The sequence below is a fragment of the Comamonas sp. NyZ500 genome (assembly GCF_016772095.1).
Lineage (GTDB): Bacteria > Pseudomonadota > Gammaproteobacteria > Burkholderiales > Burkholderiaceae_C > Comamonas > Comamonas thiooxydans.
This window is the reverse complement of the sequence record NZ_JAEIJE010000001.1, coordinates 553,792-580,744: the sequence shown is the minus strand read 5'-3', so window position 1 is coordinate 580,744 and position 26,953 is coordinate 553,792. Positions and strand designations below refer to the sequence as shown.

The window sequence follows — 26,953 nt, the reverse complement described above, 5'->3', positions numbered from 1 at the left end:
CATGCTGATGTCGCCTCCCGCCCCCGTCGCTTCCCTGCAAGCGCTGGAAAACAGTCACGAATTCATCCCCCGTCATATAGGCCCGGATGCCGATGAGCAGCAACAAATGCTGGCCGCCATCGGCAAGCCCTCGCTGGACGCCTTGATTCGCGATGTGATGCCCGACTCCATCGCACGCGCCAGGCCCATGGATCTTCCGGCGCCGATTACCGAAGCCGCGGCGCTGGCCGAACTCAAGGCCATCGCCAGCAAGAATCAGGTGCTGAAGAGCTTTATCGGCCAGGGCTACTACGGCACGCACACGCCGGGCGTCATCCTGCGCAACATCTTCGAGAATCCAGCCTGGTATACGGCCTATACCCCCTACCAGGCAGAAATCTCACAAGGCCGCATGGAGGCGCTGGTCAACTTCCAGACCATGGTGACCGACCTGACCGGTATGCCTATCGCCAATGCCTCGATGCTGGACGAAGCCACGGCCGCCGCCGAGGCCATGACGCTGGCCAGGCGCTCTGTCAAATCCAGAAGCCATCGCATCGTGCTCGCCGGCGATCTGCACCCACAGACGATTGAAGTCATCGAGACCCGTGCCCGGCCGATCGGCATCGAAGTGGTGATCGCCAACAGCCAGCAAGAGTGGGAGGCCGCGCTGGCAGGAGATCTGTTTGCTGCCGTCATCCAGTACCCCGCGTCCAGCGGCTGGATCGTGGACTGGAAGGCCGATGTGCAAGCCATTCACGCCAAGCAGGCCGCCGCCATCGTGGCCACCGACCTGCTGGCTCTGACCCTGCTGACACCGCCCGGCGAATGGGATGCCGATATTGTCGTGGGCAACAGCCAGCGCTTCGGCATGCCCATGGGCGCAGGCGGCCCGCACGCAGCCTTCATGGCCTGCCGCGACGAATACAAGCGCAGCCTGCCCGGCCGTCTGGTGGGTGTCAGCGTCGATGCGCATGGCAAGCCCGCCTACCGCCTCGCGCTGCAGACGCGCGAACAACATATCCGCCGCGAGAAAGCGACATCCAATATCTGTACGGCCCAGGTCCTGCCGGCAGTGATTGCCAGCATGTATGCCGTCTACCACGGCCCCCAGGGGTTGAGGCGCATTGCCCAGCGTGTGGCACGCTTCACAGCGATTCTGAGCCGTGGCCTGGCCCAGTTGGGCTTCAGCGCCCATCACCACGACACAGCCTTCGACACCGTGAGCCTGCACACCCGGGAGGCCACCGACGCCCTGGCGGCTCGCGCCGTCTCCCGAGGCGTCAACCTGCGCAAAGCCTGGGATGAATATCTCTGCATCAGCCTGGACGAAACCACGACCCGGGCCGATGTCGAGCTGCTCTGGAGCATCTTTGCCCAGGAGGGCCAGGCCCTGCCCACCATCGAAGCCATGGACGAAGGCCCGACCTCGCTGATCCCCGAATCCCTGCAGCGCAGCACGGCCTATCTGACCCACCCGGTCTTCAACACCCACCACTCCGAAACCGCCATGCTGCGCTATATACGCAGCCTCAGCGACAAGGACCTGGCGCTGGACCGCAGCATGATCCCGCTGGGCAGTTGCACCATGAAGCTCAATGCCACCAGCGAGATGATTCCCATCACCTGGCCAGAGTTCGCCGACATCCACCCGTTTGCGCCCGCCAACCAGCTGCAAGGCTATGCCGAGCTGGACCGGCAACTGCGCGACTGGCTGTGCCAGGCCACGGGCTACGCGGGCATCAGCCTGCAGCCCAATGCAGGCAGCCAGGGCGAATACGCAGGTCTGCTGGCCATCAAGGCCTTCCATGAATCACGCGGCGAGGCACACCGCAATATCTGCCTGATTCCCAGCAGCGCCCACGGCACCAACCCGGCCAGCGCGCAAATGGTGGGCCTGCAGGTCGTGGTCACCAAGTGTGATGACAACGGCAACGTGGACATGGCGGATCTGAAGCTGGCCTGCGAGAAGCACAGCGCCAATCTGGCCTGCATCATGATCACCTACCCCAGCACGCACGGCGTGTTCGAGACCGAGGTCAAGGAGCTGTGCCAGCTGGTGCACAGCCATGGCGGCCGCGTCTATGTGGACGGCGCCAATATGAACGCCCTGGTAGGTCTTGCCGCACCCGGCGAGTTCGGCGGCGATGTCAGCCACCTGAACTTGCACAAGACCTTCTGCATTCCTCACGGCGGCGGCGGCCCCGGCGTCGGCCCCGTGTGCGTGGTCGAGGATCTGGTGCCCTTTCTGCCGGGGCATGCCACCGCAGGCGACGCCCGCCGGGTGGGAGCTGTCAGCGCAGCCCCTCTAGGCAATGCAGCCGTGCTGCCTATCAGCTGGATGTATATCCGCATGATGGGCGAGCCGGGCCTGAAGCTGGCGACCGAGACCGCCATCCTCAACGCCAACTACATCAGCGCGCGGCTCAAGGAGCACTTCCCCACGCTGTATGCGGGCGAGTATGGTCACGTGGCCCATGAGTGCATCGTGGATCTGCGCCACTTCAAGGACAGCTGCGGCGTGATGGCCGAGGACGTGGCCAAGCGCCTGATCGACTACGGCTTCCACGCACCGACGCTGTCCTTTCCCGTGCCCAACACGCTGATGGTGGAGCCGACCGAGAGTGAAAGCCTGTCTGAGCTGGACCGCTTCATCGAAGCCATGATCGCCATCCGTGCCGAGATTGCCGAAGTGGAGGCCGGCAGACTGTCCAGGGATGACAACCCGCTCAAGAACGCGCCCCATACGGCAGAGGCCTTGCTGGCCGCAGACTGGCAACATGGCTACAGCCGCGAAACCGCCGCCTATCCCGTGCCTGCCCTGCGCCGCGCCAAGTATTGGAGCCCCGTGGGCCGCGTGGACAACGTCTATGGTGACCGCAATCTGTTTTGCAGCTGCGTGCCCATGGACGCTTACGAAGACTGATAGCCAGGGTCTCCCCCAAGCCAGTGCGCTCCGCCGCACTGGCTTTTTTATGCTCAATCAATGTCGAACACCAGCCCGCCCGTTACTGTTCGCCGGCAGTGAATGCATTCACGACATCAATGCAATCGGCGTTGCTGCCGCCAAACCGAGCATCGAGTTGCCTGAATACCGGTTGACTGCCCGCCTTTTTCAAGGGCAGGTGCAGGGACCGGCTTACACTGCCGAGGTCTTCTGCCTGTCTCATGAGCTCCTCTGAACCCACTCCCCCTCCCTTGCTGCCTGTCATTGATGGCGGCCTGCCTCTGCATGCCCTGCTGGCCCCCGGTGCTGCGCCGCTGGGCCTGAGCGCCAACACCCAGCCATTGGTGCCGGAGGATGAAGACCCGCTGCAGGCCCTGGTGGCGGAGTTGCGCAACTACCAGCACGAGCTGGAGCTGCAAAACGAGGTACTCAATTACAGCCAGGCCGTAGCCGAGAGCGCATCGGAACGGTTTGAAACGCTGTTTGCAAGCATTCCGCTGCCGCTGCTGGTGGTTGATGAATACGATATGGTGGTCCAGGCCAATGCCATGGCTCACCGCGCATTTCAGCCCACCGAAAAAGACCGGCTGCTGATCAACTTCAAGCCCTTTGTGCATGTCAACGACGCAGAGCGCGTGACCACGGCCTTCGAGCAGGCCAAGGCGATGGGACGCGCCGAGGTGCACGAGGTCCTGTTCCAGATCACCGAAGAATTCGAGCTCTGCGGCGACCTGCATGTGGCCGGCGTGGTCGTGCCCCAGCAAAACGGTCCGGCCACCTGGCAGTATTTGTGTGCCGTTGTCAACCAGGGCCCGCTGCTTGCCGAGCGCAAGGCGCTGCAAGAGCGCAACCAGCAGCTTTATGCCAGCGAGAGACGGCTGGAGTCGGTCATCAACTCCGCGCTGGACGCCATCATCTGCGTCGATCAGCATCAGCGCATCACTGTCTTCAACCCCACGGCGGCAGCCCTGTTTCTGTGCTCGCCTCAGGATGCCCTGGGCAGCCCGCTGGAGCGCTTTTTACCCGATGCCGCTCGGGCACTGGCTTTTTCCTCGCTGACCACACAGGCCGTGCTGGGCGAGATGACGGGGCTGACTCTGTCGGGGCGTGAGATTCCCATGGAAATCAGCGTCTCCTTCGAACACCACAGCAGCGGCGACACCACCACCATCTTTGCGCGCGACCTGACCAGCCGCAATCGCGCCGAAGCCCAGCGCAATGCGCTGGAAACCCAGCTGCGCGAATCCCACAAGATGCAGGCCGTAGGCACCATGGCCGGCGGGATTGCCCACGACTTCAACAACATCGTGGGCGCAATCCTGGGTAATGTGGAGCTGGCCAAGGCCGATAGCTGCGGCAACCCGGCTGCCATGGAAAGCCTACGCGAGATCGAAAAAGCCGGTCGCCGCGCCCGCGATCTGGTGCGCCAGATTCTGACCTTCAGCCGCAATGACCTGCCCGAACGCCGTCCGGTTCAGGTGCAGGAAGTCATGTCCGACACGGCTCGCCTGCTGCGCGTGACTCTGCCTCCCTCCATAGAGCTGCAGGTGCAGGAGTCCAACGATCTGCCGCCGCTGCTGGCCGACCCCACTCAGGTGGAACAGGCGCTGTTCAATCTCTGCAACAACGCCATGCAGGCCATTGGCAGTCAGCGCGGCATCATCCAGATGCGTGCCATGCGCATTGCTCCCGACAGCTACCAATGCGAACGCCTGGGTCTGGCCGTGGCCGAATACCTGGTCTTTATGGTGCAGGACTCTGGCCCAGGCATGGACGTCGCGACTCAGCGACGCATCTTCGAGCCTTTTTTCACCACCAAACCGGTCGGCCAGGGAACAGGCCTGGGCCTCTCGGTCGTACATGGCGTGATGCGCACCCATGGCGGCGCTGTCGATGTGCACAGCGAACTGGGCCAGGGCAGCTGCTTCACGCTGTACTTTCCTCTCAGCGACCCGACTTCCAGCCACTCTACGCTGCCGCCCATGCGCATGGACAAGCCCGAAGCCCCGCTGCCCGAACCTGTCCTGGCCACGCGCGCCAGCCATGTCATGTATGTGGACGACGATCAGGCTCTGGTCTTTCTGTTTCAGCGCCTGCTGCGCCGTCGCGGCTATGAAGTCTCGGGCTTTACCGATCCCCATGAGGCCATGGCCGCCCTGCTTGAGGAGCCACAGCGCTTTGACCTCATAGTCACCGACTACAACATGCCCGGTTTCAGCGGACTGGACCTGCTCAGACAGGCTCTGCAGATCAACCCTCAACTGCCGGTTGCACTGGCCTCCGGCTATGTGACGGCCGAAATCGAGCAGGCTGCGATTGCAGCCGGAGCCAGAGCCTTGATCCACAAGCCCAACGATGTGCAGGAATTCTGCGCCACGGTGCATGAACTGCTCAACCCCTGAAACAATCGATAGCTGTTTGAATGAGTGCGTTGAACTGTGTGTATGAAGACGAGCACCTGCTGGTGCTCGACAAGCCCTCGGGCCTGCTGTGCGTGCCCGGTCGCGGCCCGGACAAGCAAGATTGCCTGAGCCAGCGCGCCCTGCAGCATTTCGGCGATGCGCTGGTGGTGCACCGCCTCGATCAGGCCACCTCGGGCCTGGTCATCATGGCGCGCAATCCGGGCGTACAGCGGCAGCTCAGCCAGGCCTTTGCCGAACGCCAGGTCGACAAACGCTATATCGCCGTGGTGGCCGGTGATCTGCAGGCGGGTCCGGAAACCGCAGATGCCAAGGGCTGGCAGCTGATCGATCTGCCGATCGCGGCCGACTGGGAACGCCGCCCTCTGCGAGTCATCGACCACGAAACCGGCAAAAGCAGCCAGACGCTGTGGCAGGTGATCGAGCACACCGTCCAACCAGGAATACCCCGCACCCGGGTTTTGCTGAGCCCGCTGACGGGCCGCACCCATCAATTGCGCCTGCATATGGCGGCCATAGGCCACCCCATGCTGGGCGATGCGCTATATGCCAGCGAAGCCGTGGCCTGCGCCAGCCCACGCCTGTTGCTGCATGCGGCAGCACTGGAGCTGGTGCACCCGGTCACCGGCGGACTGCTGCAGCTAAAAAGTGATCCACTTTTTTAATCCCCCTCAAATCGGCAGCAACCGTCAAGCTCTCAAAGTTGCCACGCCGCAACAGAAAACCCTTCAGTACAGTGCTGAGGCAGGACAGGAATCTGCGCAAAAAGACCGCTGATGCAGACACTTGCCGCACAGTTCAGGCATGGACTGCGCATATACATCACAAATGCAGGCTGCGCCATAGCCCTTGCGTACTAGCTGCTATGCACGACATAGCAAAAACCGAAAGCCTGCACCAGCCCCTGCATACCCTGTTGCCTTCGTTGACCACTCGATTAACCTGAGCTTCTTTGCGCGAACTGCTATGGCAGCAATCGCGCTTTTCGAACATCTCTCGAGATTAAGGAAGTCCTCATGAGCATTCCGTTCCGCATGCAAACCGTTGTTGCCGCCCTGGGCCTGGCTGGTGCCGCCCTGGTCTCCACCGCGCATGCCCAAATCAAGATCGCCCTGGTCATTCCCACCACTGGTGCGCTGACCCAGTACGGCGACATGGTCAAGGAAGGTGCCACCACCGCCGTTGAAATGGCCAATGCCGCTGGCGGCGTCAATGGCAAGAAGATCGAGCTGGTACCCGTGGACGATGCCTGCGAACCCAAGCAAGGCCCCGTCGCTGCCAACCGCGTGGTCAACAGCAAGATCGGCTATGTGGTCGGCCCCGTCTGCTCGGGTGCCTCGATTGCCGCAGCGCCCATCTACAACAACGAAGGCGTGGTGGTCGTCACTCCTTCTGCCACCTCGCCCGCTCTGACCGACGGCAAGAACTACCACTTCATCTTCCGCACCATTGGCCGTGACGACCAGCAGGGCCCGGCAGCCGCCAAGTTCATTGCCGAGAAGCTCAAGCCCAAAAAGGTTGCCGTGCTGCACGACAAGCAGTCCTACGGCCAGGGCATTGCCTCTTCCGTGCGTGACGACCTGAAGAAGGCCAAGATCGACGTGGCACTGTTTGAGGGCATCAACGCAGGCGACAGCGACTACTCCGCCGTCATCACCAAGCTCAAGGGCGCAGGCGTGGACTTTGTCTATTACGGCGGCTACCACCCCGAAATGGGTCTGCTGCTGCGTCAGGCTGCCGAGCAAGGTCTGAAAGTCAAGATGATGGGTCCTGAAGGCGTGGGCAACCCCGAAGTCAACGCCATTGCCGGCCCTGCCGTCGAAGGCATGCTGGTAACCCTGCCCGCCGACTTTGCCGCCAATCCCAAGAACGCCGCCGTGGTCAAGGCCTTCCAGGACAAGAAGCGCAATGCTTCGGGCGCCTTCCAGCTGACCTCGTTTGCCGCCACCCAGTCTCTGCTGGCCGCCATCAAGGCCGCTGGCGACAGCCCCGCCAAGGTGGCCGACTGGATGCACAAGACCACGGGCGTGGACACCGTGCTGGGCCCTGTGTCCTGGAACAAGCAGGGTGACCTGAACTCCTTCGATTTCCAGGTCTTCCAGTGGCACAAGGACGGCAGCAAATCGCTCGCCAAGTAATTCCACCACTCTCTCCGGAGGCAATGGCAGGGGCCATGCCTCCGGATGTTTGTTATCTGGCCCTCGGGCCTTTTCCTGTTTCAAGGGTGGCGTTACATGTCAGACTTTCTCCCCCAGCTGATACAACAGCTATTCAACGGGCTCTCACTCGGAGCCATTTACGCCCTGATCGCCATTGGCTACACCATGGTCTACGGCATCATCGGCATGATCAATTTCGCACACGGTGACATCTACATGATCGGGGCCTATATAGGCCTCGTGACGCTTTCGGCGATTGGCACGCAAAGCGGTCTGCCCATATGGGCCATCATCGGCCTGATGCTGGTGGTGGCCGTATTCGTAACCGGCGTCTATGGCCTGGTTGTCGAACAGGTGGCCTACAAGCCCGTGCGCCAGAGCCCGCGTCTGGTCGCGCTGATCTCGGCCATCGGCATGTCCATATTCCTGCAGAACTGGGTGGCTCTGGGCCAGGGCGCGCGCGATATGGCCGTGCCTTCGCTGCTGCCGGGAGCCATCAATTTCCACATGGGCAATTTCGAGGTCTTCATCCCCTATACCCGCGTGCTCATCATCGCGGTGACCGTGGTGCTGATGATTGCACTGACCATGTACATCAAGCATTCGCGCATGGGCCGTGCCTCGCGCGCCTGCGCTCAGGATATGCATATGGCCAATCTGCTGGGCATAGATACCAACAAGGTCATCTCCTTCACCTTTGTGCTGGGCGCCGTGCTGGCCGCCGTGGGCGGCGTGCTGATTGCGCTGGCTGTGGGCAAGCTCAACCCCTTCATCGGCTTCCTCGCCGGCATCAAGGCCTTCACGGCCGCCGTGCTGGGCGGCATAGGCTCCATCCCCGGCGCCATGCTGGGCGGTGTGATTCTGGGCGTAGCCGAGACCTTTGCAGCCGCCTACATCTCGTCGGAATACAAGGACATCGTGGCTTTCGGCCTGCTGGTGACCATATTGATGTTCCGCCCCTCGGGCCTGCTGGGCAAACCTGAAGTGGAGAAAGTCTGATGAAGTACAGCTTTTCCGCCGCTTTGCGCGATGCGCTGATCGCCACCGTGATGACGGCCATCGTCGTCACGCCCATCTTCAGCCTGCACCTGGAGCGCGCCGGCGTGCGCACCATCATCACCCCCGACTGGAGCATGACCGGCTGGGCCTGCCTTGCCATCTTCGTCGTGCAGATGCTCAAGCCCCTGCTCGCTGGCAAGCTGCCCAAGGTCAATCTGCCGGCTGTCCCGCAGATGAAGTCGGGCACGCGCAACGTCGTCATCTTTGTGGTGCTGATGATGGCCGCCTCCTGGCCATTCTTCGCGGGCCGCAATGCCGTCGACATCGCGACTCTGGCCATGATTTACGTCATGCTGGGCCTGGGTCTGAATGTGGTGGTCGGCTTTGCCGGCCTGCTGGACCTGGGCTTTGTGGGCTTCTATGCCGTGGGTGCCTACACCTATGCGCTGCTGTTCCACTGGGCTGGCTGGACGTTCTGGGAAGCGCTGCCGCTGGCTGGCGCAGCCTCGGCTCTGTTCGGCTTCGTGCTGGGCTTTCCCGTGCTGCGCCTGCGCGGTGACTATCTGGCCATCGTGACGCTGGGTTTCGGTGAGATCATCCGCCTGCTGCTGACCAATCTGACCAGCTTCACGGGCGGTCCCGACGGCATCTCCAGCATTCCCAAGCCTACGGTGCTGGGCCTGCCCATGACCCGCTCGCCCCTGACCGAGGACGGCACGACATTTCATCAGTTCTTCGGTATGGAGTTCAACTCCATGCACATGGTGATCTTCGTCTACCTGATGGCCTTGCTGCTGGCCATGGTGACGCTGTTCATCAGCAACCGACTGATCCGCATGCCCATAGGCCGCGCCTGGGAAGCGCTGCGCGAGGATGAAATCGCCTGCCGTTCGCTGGGCCTCAACCCCATGAAGATCAAGCTCTCGGCCTTCACGCTGGGCGCCATGTTCGCGGGTTTTGGCGGCGCCTTCTTCGCCGCTCGCCAGGGCATCGTCAATCCCGAGTCCTTCACCTTCATCGAGTCGGCCCTGATTCTGGCCATTGTGGTGCTGGGCGGCATGGGCTCTCAGCTGGGCGTGATCGTGGCTGCCATCATCCTGACCGTGCTGCCCGAGCTGGCACGCGAATTCTCCGAATACCGCATGCTGATCTTCGGTCTGGTCATGATTTTGATGATGGTCTGGCGCCCTCAGGGCCTGCTGCCCATGAAGCGACACCAAGTGGAGGTGAAGTCATGAAGCTGCACCTGAACGCTATTATTTCAATAACTACAACCACAGGCAGGGCAAACGCATGAGCGAGTATTTGCTGGAAGTCAAAGACCTGTGCATGCGCTTCGGCGGCCTGCTGGCCGTGGACAACGTGGGCTTTAACGTACGCCCTCAGGAAGTGTTTGCCATCATCGGCCCCAACGGCGCGGGCAAGACCACGGTATTCAACTGCATCAGCGGTTTCTACCAGCCCTCGGGCGGCTCGGTCGTTCTGGACGGCCAGAGCATTGCAGGCCACAGCAGCCACCAGGTCGCCAACCACGGTGTGGTGCGCACATTCCAGAACGTGCGCCTGTTCAAGAGCATGACGGCGCTGGAAAACCTGCTGGTCGCACAGCACCGCCAGTCGCGCGCCACGCTGCTCGGCGGCCTGTTCAACACGCCAGGCTATCGCCGTGCCGAACAGGAAAAGATCGACAACGCGCTCCAATGGCTGGACGTGATGGGCCTGCGCCAGTTTGCCAACCGCGAGGCCGGCAATCTGGCCTACGGTCACCAGCGCCGGCTGGAGATTGCGCGCTGCATGATCACCAAGCCTCGCGTGCTGATGCTGGACGAGCCCGCCGCCGGCCTGAACCCGCAGGAGAAGAAAGACCTGCAGCATCTGATCGACGATCTGCGCAAACAGTACGGCGTGGCCGTGCTGCTGATCGAGCACGATATGGGTCTGGTCATGGGAGTGTCCGAGCGCATTCTGGTCATGGAATACGGCAAGCCCATCGCCATGGGCCTGCCCGAGGCGATTCGCAATGATGAACGGGTCATCAAGGCCTATCTGGGAGAGGCCTGATGAGCCAGCATATGTTGCAACTGGAGCAGGTCTCCACCCATTACGGCGCGATCTGCGCGGTCAATCATGTCAGCCTGCATGTCGATCAGGGCGAGATCGTCACCCTCATCGGCAGCAATGGTGCTGGCAAGACATCGCTTCTGATGACGGTCTGCGGCAACCCTCGTGCCAGCGGCGGGCGCATTCTGTTCGAGGGCGAGGACATCACCCAGATGTCCACCCATCACATCATGCGCCGCGGCATTGCCATCTCGCCCGAAGGCCGTCGTGTCTTCAAGGACCTGACGGTGACCGAGAACCTGCAGATGGGCGGCTTTTTCCTGAGCAAGGCCGAGATCGCCGACGGCGTCGAGCATGTGTTCAAGCTCTTTCCTCGTTTGAAGGAGCGCGCAGCGCAACGCTCGGGCACCATGTCGGGCGGCGAGCAGCAGATGCTGGCCATAGGCCGCGCACTGATGAGCAAGCCGCGCCTGCTGCTGCTGGACGAACCCACACTGGGCCTGGCGCCGCTCATCATTGCGCAGATCTTCGAGATCATTCAGACCATCCGCGCAGCGGGTGTGACGGTGTTCCTGGTCGAGCAGAATGCCAACCGCGCCCTGCAGATTGCCGACCGAGGCTATGTGCTGGAAACCGGCAAGGTGGTGCTGGAGGACAGCGGTGTCAACCTGCTGAGCAATGACGAGGTGCGCAAGGCCTATCTGGGTCATTGACAGCTCGCTGAGCTCATCTGAGGTCATCGCCAGGCCCCGCCGGACGCAAGTCTTGCGGGGCTTGCTCTTTTCGGTCTTCAATCAACCGTAAGATGCTTCGCATGACAAAGCACTTAACGATTCTGACCGGTGGCTCTCGCGGCATGGGCCTGTCCATGGGACAGCAACTGCTGCAGCAAGGCCATCAGTTGCTGAGCATTGCCCGCAAGACCAGCGCCGCCCTAGCCTCCAGCGCCAGCAAGCCTGCACAGCTATTGCAATGGGAGCAGGACCTGGCACAAAGCGCTGCTGCTGCGCAGCGCCTGGCGACCTGGCTAGGCACGATAGATCCGCTTGAATGGGCCAGCATCACCCTGATCAACAATGCGGGCGTCATCCCGCAGATTGCGCCGCTGTCCCAGGTGCCTTCAGCCGACATGATCAATGCCCTGCGCGTGGGTCTTGAGGCTCCCATGGCCCTGACCGGAGCCTTTCTCGGTGCAACCGAGAGCTGGAGGATTCCCCGCAAGGTGCTCAATATCTCCTCGGGCCTGGGCCGCCGCGCGATGGCCTCGCAAGCCAGCTATTGCACGGCCAAGGCCGGCATGGACCAGTTCAGCAGTTGCGTGGCGCTGGAAGAGGCTGCCAAGCCCAACGGCGCACGCATTGTGTCTCTGGCGCCAGGCGTCATCGACACCGATATGCAGGTACAACTGCGCAGCGCAGCTTCAACCGACTTCCCTGACGTGGGGCGTTTTGCTGGTCTGCACAGCAACGGGCAGCTGACCTCGGCCGATGACGCCGCAGCCCGCGTGCTGGCCTGGCTGGCACGACCGGACTTCGGCGACCAGGTGGTTGCCGACGTACGCCAGGCTTGAGATAGCACTCAGAACGGCTGGACTCCAAAACATGGCTGCAGCCGCCTTATCCAAACCGATGACCAAAGGCACCTGCAGCTCTTGTTGCCGTGAACTACCGGACCCGAGCAAAAAATCTGGAAACAGGCGCAGCCTATTCTCGAACCAAGCCCTGGCAAGTCTTTCATGCGTGGCAGAATGTTTCCACTGGTCTGCAGCAGCCTCCGTGGCTGTGCGCAGAACCACAATCCGCACCCGTGGGCCACAAAGACAGCGACACCCGATCGGTACGCTGCCTCCGTGCTAGCAACGGCAGCAACCCTGTCGTGCAGCGCGTGCGGATGGCGATCATGTCCGTACGGCATGGCTCGCGCTCCCCGGTAAAGACAAATACCCATTGATGGCGGAACCACCGTCCCCGATCATCGAAAAGCCCACCTTCCGTGACTCTGGCTGCCGAGCTCAAGGCTCAGGCACCAGCCGCGACTGCGCCGCCCTTGTTTGCGGGCCAGCGCTCCCCCGTTCGTCTCTGGAGCTTCTTTTTCATGATTCGCCAAATTCTCATCAGCACAGCCGTGATCGCAAGCGCGGGCCTGAGCTTTTCAGCCGCTGCACAAGACCCCGCAGCCGACTACCCCAACAAGCCCGTGCGCATGATCGTGCCGTTCCCACCTGGCGGCGGCACCGACATCCTCTCGCGCGTGATTGCCAGCAAGCTCACCGAAGTCAGCAAATGGACCGTGGTGCCCGACAACCGTGCGGGTGCAGGCGGCACCATCGGCATCACCGAAGCCGTCAAGGCAGCGCCCACGGGCTATGACATGGTGATGGGCCAGAAGGACAACGTGGTCCTTGGCCCCTACCTCTACAAGAACCTGCCCTGGAACCCCAGCAAGGATCTGACCCCCGTGGCTCATGTGGCCTACACCCCCATCGTGATCGCCACGGCCGCCAACTCGCCATACAAGACGCTGGCCGACGTGGTGGCTGCAGCCAAGAAGAACCCGTCCAAGATCACCTACGGCTCGCCCGGCAACGGCACCAGCATCCACCTGGCCGGCGTGATGCTGGAAAAGGCCTCGGACATTCATCTGACTCACGTGCCCTACAAGGGCTCCAACCCCGCGATGATGGATGCACTGGCCGGCAATGTGGATCTGCTGGTGTCCTCCGTACCCTCGGCCATAGCCCAGATCAAGGCCGGCAAGCTGCGCGCCATCGCCGTGACCTCGGCAAAGCGCTCGTCCTCGCTGCCAGACACCCCGACACTGGCCGAGTCCGGTCTCAAGGGCTTTGATGTGAGCACCTGGTACGGCCTGTTCATGCCCAAGGGCACACCCGCAGCCATCGTGACCAAGGTCAATGTCGAAGTGAACAAGCTGCTGGCCATGCCCGAGGTGCGCGAGGCCATTCTGACCCAGGGCGCCGAGCCCCAGTCCATGAGCGTGACCAACTTCGACAAGATGTTCCAGGCCGACTTCAAGCAATCCAAGCAGGTCGTCGAATCCTCGGGCGCCAAGATCGAGTGACATCCCGACGCGGCGCGCAGGATTCGCGCCGCCCTGCCTGGCGCGGATAGGCCTGATCTGCATCAATGCGGCATATGACAGGCTCGTGAATACTTCTCCGGAAACCCTTGAATTTCTGGAGAACATCATGGCATTGCTGGTCTGGGTCCCCGAACTGGACACCGGGATTGCGGAGATCGACCGGCAGCACCGCCGCATCGTCGATTACATCAACCGGCTTTATGAGTTGCGCAGCTCGCCAGATCGCGAAGGGCTGGGCGATGTCATCGGCGAGATGATCGACTACACCGTCTCGCACTTCGTCTTCGAGGAAAGCCTGATCGAGAGCGCCGGCTATATGTTCGCAGGGCCGCACAAAAAAGTGCACGAGCTGTTCACGCGCCGCGTGATCGAGATGCAGACCCGCTTCGATGCGGGCGAGGATGTGGCCGCCGAACTGCATGGCATGCTCTCGCGCTGGCTGTTCAACCACATCCGCAACGAAGACCATGGCTATGTGGACTCAGCCAAGGTCTATCTGCGCATGATGTCCAAAGAGAGCGGACACACGGCAGAAAAAGAACGACTCAAAGCGGAAGTGCTGCAGGAGCTGGAATTGCAGCGCAAGAAAAAAGGCTGGCTGGCCCGGCTGCTCAATCGCTGAGCACCCTTGCTCACAAGAAAAACGGCTCCCAGAGGAGCCGTTGCTTCATGGGGCAGCCGCCTGACGCTCACTCGCGCACGACCAGCACCGGCACACGCACGGCGCCCAGCACGCGCTGCGTGACGCTGCCCAGCATCAGCTTCTCAAGACCGCGTCGCCCCTGCGAGCCCATGACGACGAGATCGGCTCCCACGCTTTCCATGGTGCGCACAATGCCTTCATGCACCGCATGGCCCTCGCCCACCAGCGTCTTCACGGGCACGCCCGCCTCATCCATGATGGCCTTGACCGCATCCAGGGCGGTGTTGGCTTCGGCGGTGGCCGCGCTCAGATACTGTGACTGGCCGTAGGCAAAGTCGGCGCCCACGCCGGTGAAAGGATAGGGATCGACCACATACACCGCCGTCACGGCGCTGCCGAAGACCTTGGAAAGCTCTGCGGCCTTGTGCGCCGCCAGCATGGAGGGCTTGGAGCCGTCGACCGGAACCAGAATGTGATTGAACATGGACATATGTTTCTCCTTTCAGGTTGCAGGCGACAAGGACCTCAAGCCAGAGGCCCGGGGCAGATGCCGCTCTTGAAATAGCGTTGAGTCTGCCTTCATCATGCCTCAGCGTGTTGACATGAATCAACCCTGAAGTTCACGCTGACTGAGGTCAGGCTCAGATACAGACATGGGCCGTCTGGTATTCGTAGCATTTGTCCAGCAGAGTGTCGGACTTGTCGGTGATCGTGATGCGAGTGCCGTCTGGGCGCAGCAGGGATACATTCTTGAAGGCTGGCTCATGGGGCTTGCTGGGCGCATCGCGGCGCACGGTCCATTCTTCCCGGACGATGCCGCCAGGCATGTCCAGCATCACGACGATCCGCTCGGTATCGTCCGAGAGTCGAATGCACTTGGCATCATTGAGCTCGACCACGGCTCCGGCCGGCGCGGCCAGACCATAAGGGCATTCCTCCACGCCGTGAATCGGTACCGAGGCATCGCCGAGGGTAATCTCAAGGCCGTTGCGAAAGTAGATCGTGGGCTCCTTGGTGTAGGCCGCCTGCGCCGGACGGTCTTGCGAAGGCTTGCAGGCCGCTACTGTGACAAGAGCGGTCAGCACTGGAATACTAAGGGCGTAAAAGCGATTCATATAAAAAACCACGCTCTGCAAGGCGTGGTGTTGGCCAGCTGATCTGGCTTGTTGGATGCAGGGAAGACTCGAAGAGGCGAAAGCTTCGCCGCGACAAGCCTGCATCATGCAGTGTTGATGACGTCACTTTGACGTATTGAGCACGTTACAGTTTTGCTCAAATTTTCCGAACAAAGTCGTCCGCATCAATCAAGCAGCCTGACCCTGCTGCTCCTGGAGCTCGGCGCCCTGGAAGTTGCCACGACGATAGGTCAGCACCAGCGTGTCGCGCACGCCACCGGGCTCGGCAGGTTGAATCGGCGTGGTCTCATGAATCATGCGTGCGTCGTCGAGCAGCATCACGGACCAGGGCTCGGTCAAGGTAAAGCGCTGGCCATTGGGGCCGGTCGCTTCGAACACGCGGGTCTCGCCCCCTTTGACGCCCTTGCGTCCCACCAGCAGCACGGCGACCAGATCGACGCCGTCGCGGTGAGCGCCTTCGGGCGTGGGACGGCCGATGCCGTCCGTGGTGTCGATGCGGAACTGGTGCGCCTCGACAAACCAGCGCTCATGCAGCTCGTCAGTGCAGAACACCTGATCCGCCAGCTGCCCCAAGGCATTGATCATCTCCAGCCATGCCGCACTCGTCGTCGTGCTGTCCAGCATGGGCTCGAACATACGCTGCATGCCGCCATGCAGAGCGTTGTATTCCACGGGCTGCCAGTGGGCGCGGTGGGGCACCTGCTGCACCTGATCGCCTTCGCTGACAAAGCAGGAATGGCGGCGGCGGCGATAGCGGCCTCCATCCTTGAGGAAGGCATCGGGCGGCAGACACTGCCAGTCCGCATCCATGGCGTGCAGATCGGCCACACTCAGGCCCATCCACTGGGCGAAGTCCTCGGGCTGCAGCACGGCATAGCCGCGCGTGCGCAAGGACTGGGCTGCCTCGGCAGCGGCAATATAGGGAGGGGAAAACATGATGTGCGCCATAAGGTCGGCAAGCTTACTCCTCGCAGGCCCCGCTGGCTTGTGCCCCGGCATCAAAATTTACGCAAGGCAGCATCAACCAAATTGCATGGATGAAAAAAATGCCTGCATCGCACACAGCAATGCAGGCAGAACGCGAGGCGCCGTGATCGGGCACCGGGCCTTCATCACCACGGTGACGAAGGCAAGGCGGTCTCGGGCTTAAACCAGAGGCAGACCCACATAGTTCTCGGCCAGCGAGGTCGAGCCGGCTTCGGAGTGGACGATGTAGTCCAGCTCGGCTTCCTGTACCTTGGTGTTGAACTCGCCCTCGCCGGGGAAGTTGTGCAGCATGGAAGTCATCCACCAGGAGAAGCGCTCGGCCTTCCAGACACGGCGCAGGCACTGCTCGGAGTAACGGTCGATGCCAGCCTCGGACTGCTCCTTGTAGTACTCGACAAAGGCTTGCGACAGATAACCCACGTCGGAAGCTGCCAGGTTCAGGCCCTTGGCGCCGGTGGGGGGCACGATGTGCGCGGCGTCGCCGGCCAGGAACATGCGGCCGAAGCGCATGGGCTCGGTCACAAAGCTGCGCAGCGGCGCAATGCTTTTTTCCAGCGATGGGCCGGTCACCAGATTGGCGCGGGCTTCGGGGTCCAGGCGCTTCTTGAGCTCTTCCCAGAACGCTTCGTCGCTCCAGTCCTCGACCTTGTCGGTCAGCGGCACCTGCAGATAGTAGCGGCTGCGCGTGGCGCTGCGCTGGCTGCACAGGGCAAAGCCGCGCTCGGTGTTGGCATAGATCAGCTCGTGCGACACGGGCGGCGTATCCGAGAGCAGGCCCAGCCAGCCGAAGGGGTAGACCTTCTCGAAGGTCTTGATCTTGTCCTGAGGAGCGCTGGCGCGGCAGATGCCGTGAAAGCCGTCGCAGCCAGCGATGAAGTCGCACTCGATCTCGTGCACCTGGCCGTCTTTTTCGTAACGCACCTTGGGCTTGTCGCTCTCGAAGTCCACGGGCTGCACATGGCTGGCTTCGTAGACCGTGGTCAGGCCCTCCTGGGCGCGCACTTCCATCAGATCGCGGGTCACCTCGGTCTGGCCGTAGACCATCACGCGCTTGCCACCGGTCAGGTCATGCAGATTGATGCGGTGGCGCTTGCCCTTGAACAGCAGCTCGATGCCGTCATGAGGCAGACCTTCCTCATTCATGCGCTTGTCGGCACCCGCCTGCTTGAGCAGATCCACCGTCACCTGCTCCAGCACGCCGGCGCGGATGCGGCCCAGCACATAGTCGGCGCTGCGCTGCTCGATGATGATGTTGTCGATGCCCGCCTTGTAGAGCAGCTGCCCCAGCAGCAGACCCGAGGGACCGGCACCGATGATGGCGACTTGTGTACGCATGAATATGACTCCTTGTTATGGCTCAAAAACCTCTCAACCGGCGAGCGTGACGACGCCGGTTGCGCTGTGCAGCAAGACTAAGTTTTGTGCTGCATCAAGACAAAGGAGAGAATCGTTGTTTGCGCGATAATCGCACAATGAGAACGATGATCGCGCAAAACAAGAACTGCGGAAGCCTCCATGAATGACCATGGCTCACCCTCCATCGCCCCGGCAGACTTCATTGCCGGCCTGGCCAAGGGTCTGGCCGTACTGGAAAGCTTCGACACCGAGCGCCAACGCCTGAATGCCACCATGGCGGCCGAGCGCGCAGGCATCACGCGCGCTGCCGCCAGGCGCCATCTGCTCACCCTGGCCTATCTCGGCTATCTGGAATCCGACGGCAGCTATTTCTGGCTGGCTCCCAAGGTGCTGCGCCTGTCGGGCAGCTATCTGGCCTCGGCCCGGCTGCCGCGCATCGTGCAACCCGTGCTGCACAGACTGGCAGCGCAGACCGGACTGTCCTACTCCTGCGTGGTGCGCGAGGGCCGCGAAGTCGTCATCGTCGCGCGCAGCGCCGTTCATGAGAAGGGCGAGCGCCTGATGGCCCACGGACTGCATCTGGGCACGCGCCTGCCGGCGCACGCCACGTCCACGGGCCGGGTGCTGCTGGCCTCGCTCTCAAGCTCGGAGCTCGACGACTGGCTGGCCAGCTATGACCTGCCCAAGCTGACGGCACACACGGTGTCCGATGGTGCGGCGCTGAAGACCTTGCTCGACGAGGTGCGCCGCCTCGACTACTGCATGGCGCTTGAGGAGCATGAACTGGCGATTCAGGCCGTGGCCGTGCCGCTACGCAATATGCGCGGGCGCACCGTGGCAGCGCTGAATGTGGTGACATCGGCCAAGCGCATGAGCCCGCAAACCATGCAGCAGGAAATACTGCCGCTGCTGCAGGAAGCCGCGAGAGCCTTGCGCCCCCAGCTTTGACGCTATCAATATCAAAGCTTATTGCACTTACCCTTCATTGATTTCATGTACAAATAAGTTTGAAATCCTTATCCAACAAGCGTAACCAGCTCCCCTAACAGGAGCATGAACCAGCAGCGGCCATGCCCCGGAGCAGGCCAGTCGTTCAGATATGCCCGCTTTCCACCGAGCACACCTGCATGCTGAGGCGGCGCAGCAGCTCGGCCGTGCGGCGCATCAGCGGCGTGGACTTCTTTTTGGCGGGCTGCACCAGGCACAAGGTGCTGACGATATGCGGCGACTTGATGGGCACCTCCACCAGCGATGCATCCGTGGCATGACTGTGCATGGCGCTGTCGGTCAACGCCGCATAGCCATAGCCGCCGCGCACCAGATCCAGAATGGCGGGCACGCTGGAAACCTCCCAGACCACATTGAGCTTGACCTGGGACAACGTGGCCTGGGCCTCCATCAGCTTGCGGAAAATCTGCCCGTGCTGGGGCATGATCAACGGAAACTCGGCCAGATGCTCGAACGGAATGCTGGTGCGCCCTGCCAGCGTGCTGGCCGGGCCGATCAGGCACAGGCGCTCTTCGAGCACGGGCGAGACCTCGATCTGCGGGTGTGGCTCCGGCGTGTAGACCAGACCCAGATCCATGCGCCCCGAGGTCAGCCACTCCGAGATATTCATCGAAAAACCTTCGACCACCGCCAGCCTGGCCTTGGGCATCTCACGGCTGAAGCCGTCGATCAGGGGCAAGGTCAGGCGCCGCGCCAGGCTCGGCGGCAAGCCGACCGTGATACGCCCCACGGGCTCGTCGCGCTGACTGCCCAGGTCTTCCTTGGCCATGGCCACGCGCTGCATGATGGCATGGCCATGCTCGAGCAGGCGGCGCCCCGCATCGGTCAGCGTCACGCCGCGCCCGGTGCGGATCAGCAAGGTCTCGCGCAACTCGGTTTCAAGGGCCCGCACCTGACGGCTGAGCGCCGGCTGGGCGGTGTCCAGCAATACCGCAGCCTTGCTGAAGCTCCCCACTTCGGCCACCCGAACAAAGGTCTCTATCTGCTGCAGATTCATGCTCACACCTTTCAAAACAAGCTATGCTATTTTGCTATAGCTGCTAGCCTCAGCTAGACCTAGGTGTTTATGCCCCAAGTGACACAATGTAATCAACTGGGCCTGAATATCTAAAAATAACAGCCGACGATATCAACAATGCGTGGTCCACACGCAATTCATCATCGACATCCTTCCAGGGAGACAAAATGACCCATCAGCTCAATATGAGCCGTCGCCAAGCTGCATTCGCACTCGGCGCCATTGCCGCAGCCGTGGCAGCCCCCTCTTTCGCCCAGAGCGACAAGTGGCCCACCAAGTCCTCGCGCATCATCAACCCCTTCCCCGTAGGCGGTGGCCCCGATGGCCTGTCGCGCCTGGTGGCCGACAAGCTGGGCCGCGCCTGGGGTCAGCCCGTGGTGGTGGAAAATCGTCCCGGCGGCAACGGCTTCATCGCCATCAATGAATTCAAGCGCGGCGCCACCGACGGTACGGACATGATCCAGCTGGACAACGTCCATATCGCCGCCTACCCCCACCTGTTCAAGAAGCTGCCCTATGACTTGAACAAGGACTTCGAAATCCTGATGCCCTTGTTCCGCAACTTCTTCTTTGTCTGCGTGCCCGTCAACAGCCCTTACAAGACCATCGGCGACCTGATTGCCGATGCCAAGGCGCACCCCGGCAAGCTGAACTACGGCTCCTGGTCCGTGGGCAACCCTGTTCACCTGGGCTCGGCCCTGCTGGAAAACCAGACCGGCACCAAGATGGAGCATGTGATCTACAAGGAAACCAGCCAGCTGTACCAGGGCGTTGCCAATGGCGAGCTGACTTTTGCCCTGGGCTCCCTGGGCACGGCAGGCCCGCTGGTGCGTGGCGGCAAGCTGCGCTTCCTGGCCGTGGCAGCTCCCAGCCGTATTGCCGGCTTCGAGAACGTGCCCACGGTGTCCGAATCGGGCGGCCCCAAGGACTTCACTGCCATCGGCTGGAATGCCCTGGCCGTGCGTCCCGGTACACCCCCCGCCGTGATCGAAAAGATCCGCACCGATGTGCGCCAGGCACTGACAGGGCAGGACGTCAAGGACAAGTTCGCAGCCTTCGGCTACGAATCCTTCAATCCCACGCCTGCCGAGTTCAAGGCCTTCATGGCCTCCGAGAGCAAGCGTTTCGGTGATGTCATCAAGAAGGCCGGTCTGGCTCTGGACTGATCCGTCTTCCAATCGATAAAAAGCCGCCTCTTGCAGGCGGCTTTTTCATGTCCTCTGGTATCAAGAAAAACGCCCGATGCAAGCACCGGGCGTTTTGCAGGGAAGTTCACTGACTTCTTATTGGTCGCGCGCCTCGATGGCACGGTTGATGCCCAGGGCCGCCAGCGTGCACAAGGCGCCCGACAGCAGATAGATACCCAGAGCCACCAGTCCGAACTTTGCCGAGACACCCAAGGCCACCAGGGGCGCAAACGCCGCACCGATCAACCATGCCATATCGGTGGACAAGGCTGCACCGGTGTAGCGGAAATGAGGTGAGAAGTTGGAGGTCACGGTACCCGATGCCTGCCCGTAGGACAACCCCAGAAGGATGAAGCCCACAATGATGAAGACATTGTTTCCCACCGTACCGCTGCCCAGCAGCCAGGGCGCCAGGAAGCTGAAGATGCCGATCAGACAAGCCATGGTGCCCAGCGTATTGCGGCGGCCCACACGGTCGGCCAGCCAGCCAGAGAGCATGATGGCCATCCCCGCCAGAAGTGCGCCGATGATCTGCACCACCAATACATCGGTCACCGACTGATTCGAGTACATCGAGATCCAGGACAGCGGGAACACGGTGACCAGATGGAACAGTGCAAAGCTGGCCAGCGCTGCGAATGCGCCGATCATCACATTACGGCCTTCGCTGGCCATCAAACGTGTGACGCTGACAGGCTCCAGTTCGCGCTCCTGCAGCGCCTGTGTATAGGACTGGCCCACAACCAGGCGCAGACGAGCAAACAAGGCCACCACGTTAATCGCAAAGGCAACGCAGAACGGGAAGCGCCAGCCCCAGCTGAGAAAATCGTCGGCACTCAGGCTCGAATACAGATAGGCGAACAGCGCTGCGGCAATGATGAAGCCCAGCGGAGCCCCCAACTGCCCGATCATCGAATACCAGCCGCGCTTGTCCTTGGGTGCCGACATGGCCAGCAGCGAAGGCAGACCGTCCCAGGTACCGCCAAGAGCCAGGCCCTGCCCGACGCGCAGGATCACCAGCGCCCAGACCGCTTTCATGCCAGCGACTTCATAGCTGGGCAGGAAGGTCATGCCCACGGTGCAGACGCCCAGCAGCAACAAGGCCAGAGTGAGCTTGGTGGCTCGCCCCCAGCGGCGCTGCACGGCCATGGATAGCGCCGTGCCGACAGGACGGGCCACAAAGGCCAGCGAGAAAATGGTAAATGCCGCCAGCGTGCCATCGAGCTTGGACAGATCGGGAAACAGCAGTGACGGAAACACCAGCACGCAGGCAATGCCGAACACAAAGAAGTCGAAGTACTCGGAAGAGCGCCCGATGATCACCCCCACGGCAATCTCGCCGGGGGTCACATCCTCGTCGGTATCCGCATAGGCCAGGGTTTCCGAGTTCTCATAGTCTTGCTGAGTAAGACCAACGGACGGGTTCATGCTTGTCATAAAGGTACAACTCCTTGTCTTACTTTTCAGTCCCGGGGACGCTTTCCGTTCTACGCCCAAGCATGTGCAGCTGCAATAGAGTTTTTGCCCTGAACACTGTCAGCCCAGCCCTGTGCAGGCCCCGTTTCTGAGGGCTGATTTGACAATTTCAAGCCCTGTCAGCTCAAAGTTTGTCCACACGCCAAAGCCGCTAAACCCTTGTCGCATAGCGCATTTCCAATCCCGAGCTGTTGACCTTGGACAAAATGTCCAATGGACAAGCCCCTGTTTGGTATTACATTTGCCGAGATCCAGTAATCCGCGTTTACACCTAAGCGCGACTTTGTCACGCCCAAAGCATGTTAAAAATCAAGGAAATCCGTGGGCCCGCGTGGCTCTCAGCGGCCGCTTTGACCGCAACCCTCGCCGGTTGCAGCAAGGCCGTCGTCCTCAACCCAGCTGGCGATGTCGCCAAGCAGCAAGGCGACCTGGTCATTACGGCCACTTTGCTGATGTTGCTCATCATCGTCCCCGTCATCTTTTTGACGCTGCTGTTTGCCTGGAAATACCGCCAGTCCAACACCGAAGCCAAGTACGACCCCGAATGGCACCACTCCACTGCGCTGGAGCTGGTGATCTGGACGGTTCCCCTGCTCATCATCATCGCTTTGGGCGCCATTACCTGGATCAGCACCCACAAGCTCGACCCCTATCGTCCCCTGGACCGCATCTCCGCCACCAAGGCTCTGGACCCCAACGTCAAGCCTCTGGAGATCCAGGTCGTGTCGCTGGACTGGAAATGGCTGTTCTTCTACCCCGAACAAGGCATTGCCACCGTCAACGAAGTGGCTGCCCCGGTGGATCGCCCCATTCACTTCAAGCTGACCTCCACCCACACCATGAACGCGTTCTACGTTCCTGATCTGGCCGGCATGATCTACACCATGCCCGGCATGCAGACCGAGCTGAACGCCGTGATCAACAAGCCCGGTGTCTATGGCGGCAAGTCCTCTCATTACAGCGGCGCTGGTTTTGCGGGCATGACCTTCAAGTTCCACGGCCTGGAAAACGAGCAGTTCGATCAGTGGATTGCCAAGGCCAAGACCGAAGGCAAGGTTCTGACACGCGACGCCTATATCGATCTGGCCAAGCCCAGCGAGCGCAACCCCGTTGAACGCTTCGCCAGCGTGGACGAAGGCCTGTACCACAAGGTCCTCAACCGCTGCGTGGAAGACGGCAAGATGTGCATGAACGAAATGATGGCCATCGACGCCGCCGGCGGCAAGCCACCTGCACACCACAGCAAGACCTCCAGCGTGGCCCTGCCCCTGGATGTCTGCACTTCCAAAGACGCTGACCGCGTTGTCGCCCTGCTCGACGAAGTCGCCGCCTCCGGAGCTGTCGCACAGCAATAAGTAGTTCACGGTGCGGATGCGCTCACCGCCCAGCCGCTCCAATACGACAAAAGAGACTCAACATGTCTGAAACAACAACCCCGGCCTCCCACTGGCTGTTGGGCCGTATCACATGGGACCAGATTCCCATGACGCATGAGCCCATCGTGCTCATGACCTTTATTGCCGTGGTGCTTGGCGGCCTCGTCGTGGTCGGCGGCATCACCAAGTTCCGCCTCTGGGCTCCGCTGTGGAACGACTGGATCACCTCCATCGACCACAAGAAGATCGGCATCATGTACATGATCCTCGGTCTGGTCATGTTCCTGCGCGGCTTTGCCGATGCCGTGATGATGCGTCTGCAGCAGTCCATGGCCTTCGGCGACAACATGGGCTACCTGCCTCCTCACCACTACGACCAGATCTTCACGGCCCACGGCGTGATCATGATCTTCTTCGTGGCGATGCCCTTCGTGACCGGCCTGATGAACTACCTGGTTCCTCTGCAGATCGGCGCACGTGACGTGTCCTTCCCGTTCCTGAACAACTTCAGCTTCTGGATGACCACCGGCGGCGCCGTGCTGGTGATGATCTCCCTGTTCCTGGGCGAGTTCTCGACCTCCGGCTGGCTGGCTCTGTCCAATCTGGGGCACCAGAGCGGCAGCACGGGTCTTGATTACTACATCTGGGGCCTGCAGGTCGCCGGTGTGGGCACGACCTTGTCAGGCATCAACCTGATCGTGACCATCATCAAGATGCGCGCTCCCGGCATGAACCTGATGAAGATGCCCGTCTTCACCTGGACTGCCCTGTGCACCAACGCCCTGATCGTGGCCTCCTTCCCCGTGCTGACCGCAGCCCTGGTGCTGATGTCGCTGGACCGCTACGTCGGCACCAACTTCTTCACGAACGAGCTGGGCGGCAACCCCATGCTGTACGTGAACCTGATCTGGATCTGGGGCCACCCCGAGGTCTACATCCTGATCCTGCCCTGCTTCGGCGTGTTCTCCGAAATCGTGGCAACCTTCAGCCGCAAGCGCCTGTTCGGCTACACCTCGATGGTTTACGCCACCGTGTGTATCACCATCCTGTCCTACCTGGTGTGGCTGCACCACTTCTTCACCATGGGCTCGGGTGCCAGCGTGAATACCTTCTTCGGTATCACCACGATGATCATCTCCATCCCCACGGGCGCGAAGATCTTCAACTGGCTGTTCACCATGTACCGCGGCCGCATCCGCTTCTCGGTGCCCATGCTGTGGACGGTGGGCTTCATGGTCACCTTCGCCATCGGCGGCATGACCGGCGTGCTGCTGGCCGTGCCTCCCGCAGACTTCGTGCTGCACAACTCGCTGTTCCTGATCGCCCACTTCCACAACGTGATCATCGGCGGCGTGGTGTTTGCCGTGTTTGCCGGCATCAACTACTGGTTCCCCAAGGCTTTCGGCTTCCGACTCAACGAGTTCTGGGGCAAGGCTTCGTTCTGGTTCTGGCTGGTCGGCTTCTGGGTTGCCTTCACTCCCCTGTACATCCTGGGTCTGATGGGCGTGACTCGCCGTGCCAACCACTTTGACGATCCCTCGCTGCAGATCTGGTTCATCATCGCTGCCTGCGGTGCCGCCCTGATCGCTGCCGGTATCGGCTGCTTCTTCATCCAGCTGGCCGTGTCCATCTGGAAGCGCGACGAGCTGCGTGACGTGACCGGCGACCCATGGGAAGGCCGCACACTGGAATGGGCCACTTCCTCGCCCCCTCCCCAGTACAACTTCGCCTTCACCCCCGTGGTGCACGACATCGACGCCTGGACCGACATGAAGAAGCATGGCTATCAGCGTCCGCTGAGCGGCTTCGAACCCATCCACATGCCCGCCAATACCGGCGCCGGCGTGGTGATTGCCGGCCTGTCCACCGTTCTGGGCTTTGCTCTGATCTGGCACATGTGGCCTCTGGTGATCGCTTCGTTCGCCGCGACCATCCTGGCTTCGATCATTCATACCTTCAACTACAAGCGTGACTACTACATCCCTGCGGCCGAAGTGGCCACATCGGAAGAAGCACGTACCAAGCAGCTTGCAGCAGCCCATGTCTAATACACATATCAACGCCGGCGGCGCAGCCGCCCTGGCTACTCGCGAGTACCACCTCGCGCACGAGCCTCATCCGGAAAACGGCACCTCGCTGGGCTTCTGGCTCTACCTGATGAGCGACTGCCTGATCTTTGCCGCACTGTTCGCCACCTATGGCGTGCTGGGCCGCAGCTATGCAGGCGGCCCCTCGGGCAAGGATCTGTTCGATCTGTCGCTGGTGGCCGTCAACACGGCTTTCCTGCTGATGTCGTCCATCACCTTCGGCTTTGCCATGCTGCAAAAGCAGAAGAAGAACGTGAACGGCACTCTGCTGTGGCTGGCCGTCACCGGCCTGCTGGGCGCAGCCTTCCTGGCCGTGGAACTCTATGAGTTCCACCACCTGATCCATCAAGGTGCGACGCCTCAGAGCAGCGCCTTCCTGTCGTCATTCTTCACGCTGGTGGGCACCCACGGTATCCACGTGACCTTCGGTCTGGTCTGGCTGATCACCCTGATGATCCAGATCAAGAAGCACGGCCTGATCAACGAGAACGTGCGCCGTATCAACTGCCTGTCCATGTTCTGGCACTTCTTGGACGTGGTCTGGATCGGTGTGTTCACCTTTGTGTATCTGATGGGGGTGCTGTAAATGAGCGCACACGATATCCACGCCGGTCATGACGATCACCACGATCACGACGACCTGCACGTCACCATGGGCGACTATGTGAAGGGCTTCATCCTGGCCGTCATCCTGACCGCCATCCCCTTCTACCTGGTCATGAACAACATCATCACCGACCGCACCACGGCCGTGGCCGTGCTGGGCCTGTTCGCGGTGATCCAGGTGATCGTGCACATGGTGTACTTCCTGCACATGAACGGCAAGATCCAGGGCGGCTGGACCATGCTGTCCACCATCTTCACGGTGATCTTCCTGGCGATCGCGATCTCCGGCACGCTTTGGGTCATGTTCCACATGAACACCAACATGATGCCCGGTCATGAAATGCACCAGGCTGCAGGCCATGCAGATCACGCAGGTCACACGGCTCCCGCTGCTGTCACACCTTGACTG

Annotated in this window: 23 protein-coding genes; 17 read left to right on the top strand and 6 right to left on the bottom strand. The window is 61.4% G+C overall.

The features are described 5' to 3' along the window. The first annotated feature begins 1 nt into the window (after nt 1). From gcvP to JAO85_RS02515, 11 genes are all read left to right on the top strand, one after another. Complete coding sequence (gene gcvP / locus JAO85_RS02565) at nt 2-2,905, top strand: aminomethyl-transferring glycine dehydrogenase (protein WP_202787373.1); 2,904 nt, start codon at nt 2-4, stop codon at nt 2,903-2,905. A 242-nt stretch (nt 2,906-3,147) separates the two neighbouring features. After that, a complete protein-coding gene (locus JAO85_RS02560) occupies nt 3,148-5,328 on the top strand; it encodes a PAS domain-containing sensor histidine kinase (protein WP_237734669.1) in 2,181 nt (726 codons plus the stop codon). Between the two features lie 20 nt (nt 5,329-5,348). Further along, nucleotides 5,349-6,011 (top strand): RluA family pseudouridine synthase, encoded by a 663-nt coding sequence (locus JAO85_RS02555; protein WP_202787372.1) that lies wholly within the window; start codon nt 5,349-5,351, stop codon nt 6,009-6,011. 351 nt (nt 6,012-6,362) lie between these two features. Continuing rightward, nucleotides 6,363-7,484, top strand: coding sequence for a branched-chain amino acid ABC transporter substrate-binding protein (locus JAO85_RS02550; protein ID WP_004340660.1), 1,122 nt, complete (start codon nt 6,363-6,365; stop codon nt 7,482-7,484). A 96-nt stretch (nt 7,485-7,580) separates the two neighbouring features. Then, the gene (gene livH, locus JAO85_RS02545; RefSeq protein ID WP_004340658.1) at nt 7,581-8,504 is read left to right on the top strand and encodes a high-affinity branched-chain amino acid ABC transporter permease LivH; all 924 of its coding nucleotides are present in this window, start codon (nt 7,581-7,583) and stop codon (nt 8,502-8,504) included. Next, nucleotides 8,504-9,742: a high-affinity branched-chain amino acid ABC transporter permease LivM gene (locus JAO85_RS02540; protein ID WP_004340655.1), complete on the top strand. Its 1,239-nt coding sequence runs from the start codon at nt 8,504-8,506 to the stop codon at nt 9,740-9,742. Before livH ends, JAO85_RS02540 begins: the two co-directional genes overlap by 1 nt. A 55-nt stretch (nt 9,743-9,797) precedes the next feature. Further along, entirely contained in the window at nt 9,798-10,565 is a 768-nt protein-coding gene (gene livG, locus JAO85_RS02535) for a high-affinity branched-chain amino acid ABC transporter ATP-binding protein LivG (RefSeq protein WP_003079486.1), read from the top strand. Further along, a complete protein-coding gene (locus tag JAO85_RS02530) occupies nt 10,565-11,278 on the top strand; it encodes an ABC transporter ATP-binding protein (protein WP_034352393.1) in 714 nt (237 codons plus the stop codon). The genes livG and JAO85_RS02530 overlap by 1 nt, the downstream gene beginning before the upstream one ends. Nucleotides 11,279-11,370: 92 nt before the next feature. Beyond that, a complete protein-coding gene (locus JAO85_RS02525) occupies nt 11,371-12,135 on the top strand; it encodes an SDR family NAD(P)-dependent oxidoreductase (RefSeq protein WP_202787371.1) in 765 nt (254 codons plus the stop codon). A 524-nt stretch (nt 12,136-12,659) separates the two neighbouring features. Continuing rightward, nucleotides 12,660-13,643 carry a tripartite tricarboxylate transporter substrate binding protein gene (locus JAO85_RS02520; protein ID WP_179626144.1) on the top strand — a complete coding sequence of 328 codons (984 nt, stop codon included), beginning with the start codon at nt 12,660-12,662 and terminating at the stop codon, nt 13,641-13,643. An 85-nt stretch (nt 13,644-13,728) separates the two neighbouring features. Beyond that, the gene (locus JAO85_RS02515) at nt 13,729-14,286 is read left to right on the top strand and encodes a bacteriohemerythrin (RefSeq protein WP_229228666.1); all 558 of its coding nucleotides are present in this window, start codon (nt 13,729-13,731) and stop codon (nt 14,284-14,286) included. A gap of 67 nt (nt 14,287-14,353) precedes the next feature. Here the strand turns inward: JAO85_RS02515 and JAO85_RS02510 are convergent, their stop codons facing one another. From JAO85_RS02510 to pobA, 4 genes are all read right to left on the bottom strand, one after another. Continuing rightward, complete coding sequence (locus JAO85_RS02510; RefSeq protein ID WP_034352575.1) at nt 14,354-14,791, bottom strand: universal stress protein; 438 nt, start codon at nt 14,789-14,791, stop codon at nt 14,354-14,356. Nucleotides 14,792-14,948: 157 nt separating this feature from the next. Continuing rightward, a complete protein-coding gene (locus JAO85_RS02505) occupies nt 14,949-15,422 on the bottom strand; it encodes a hypothetical protein (RefSeq protein ID WP_087865579.1) in 474 nt (157 codons plus the stop codon). Between the two features lie 189 nt (nt 15,423-15,611). Continuing rightward, the gene (locus JAO85_RS02500) at nt 15,612-16,391 is read right to left on the bottom strand and encodes a 2OG-Fe dioxygenase family protein (RefSeq protein ID WP_202787370.1); all 780 of its coding nucleotides are present in this window, start codon (nt 16,389-16,391) and stop codon (nt 15,612-15,614) included. Between the two features lie 198 nt (nt 16,392-16,589). Then, nucleotides 16,590-17,765: a 4-hydroxybenzoate 3-monooxygenase gene (pobA, locus tag JAO85_RS02495; RefSeq protein WP_012838227.1), complete on the bottom strand. Its 1,176-nt coding sequence runs from the start codon at nt 17,763-17,765 to the stop codon at nt 16,590-16,592. Between the two features lie 180 nt (nt 17,766-17,945). On the opposite strand from pobA, the gene JAO85_RS02490 reads away from it, so the two are divergent. Then, nucleotides 17,946-18,734 (top strand): IclR family transcriptional regulator C-terminal domain-containing protein, encoded by a 789-nt coding sequence (locus tag JAO85_RS02490; protein ID WP_012838226.1) that lies wholly within the window; start codon nt 17,946-17,948, stop codon nt 18,732-18,734. 145 nt (nt 18,735-18,879) lie between these two features. Here JAO85_RS02490 and JAO85_RS02485 read toward each other — a convergent pair whose 3' ends face one another. Beyond that, nucleotides 18,880-19,791 carry a LysR family transcriptional regulator gene (locus JAO85_RS02485; RefSeq protein WP_003055493.1) on the bottom strand — a complete coding sequence of 304 codons (912 nt, stop codon included), beginning with the start codon at nt 19,789-19,791 and terminating at the stop codon, nt 18,880-18,882. 188 nt (nt 19,792-19,979) lie between these two features. Here JAO85_RS02485 and JAO85_RS02480 point away from each other — a divergent pair, with 188 nt between their 5' ends. Continuing rightward, entirely contained in the window at nt 19,980-20,978 is a 999-nt protein-coding gene (locus JAO85_RS02480; protein WP_003067198.1) for a tripartite tricarboxylate transporter substrate binding protein, read from the top strand. A 117-nt stretch (nt 20,979-21,095) separates the two neighbouring features. Here JAO85_RS02480 and JAO85_RS02475 read toward each other — a convergent pair whose 3' ends face one another. Beyond that, the gene (locus JAO85_RS02475) at nt 21,096-22,436 is read right to left on the bottom strand and encodes an MFS transporter (RefSeq protein ID WP_012838225.1); all 1,341 of its coding nucleotides are present in this window, start codon (nt 22,434-22,436) and stop codon (nt 21,096-21,098) included. A gap of 338 nt (nt 22,437-22,774) precedes the next feature. On the opposite strand from JAO85_RS02475, the gene cyoA reads away from it, so the two are divergent. From cyoA to cyoD, 4 genes are all read left to right on the top strand, one after another. After that, nucleotides 22,775-23,830: a ubiquinol oxidase subunit II gene (gene cyoA / locus JAO85_RS02470; protein ID WP_039048674.1), complete on the top strand. Its 1,056-nt coding sequence runs from the start codon at nt 22,775-22,777 to the stop codon at nt 23,828-23,830. Between the two features lie 62 nt (nt 23,831-23,892). Beyond that, entirely contained in the window at nt 23,893-25,899 is a 2,007-nt protein-coding gene (cyoB, locus tag JAO85_RS02465; RefSeq protein WP_012838223.1) for a cytochrome o ubiquinol oxidase subunit I, read from the top strand. Further along, complete coding sequence (gene cyoC / locus JAO85_RS02460) at nt 25,892-26,524, top strand: cytochrome o ubiquinol oxidase subunit III (protein WP_003055501.1); 633 nt, start codon at nt 25,892-25,894, stop codon at nt 26,522-26,524. The genes cyoB and cyoC overlap by 8 nt, the downstream gene beginning before the upstream one ends. Next, on the top strand, nt 26,525-26,950 hold the full coding sequence (gene cyoD / locus JAO85_RS02455; RefSeq protein WP_003067192.1) for a cytochrome o ubiquinol oxidase subunit IV: 426 nt from the start codon (nt 26,525-26,527) through the stop codon (nt 26,948-26,950). The last annotated feature ends 3 nt before the right edge of the window (nt 26,951-26,953 follow it).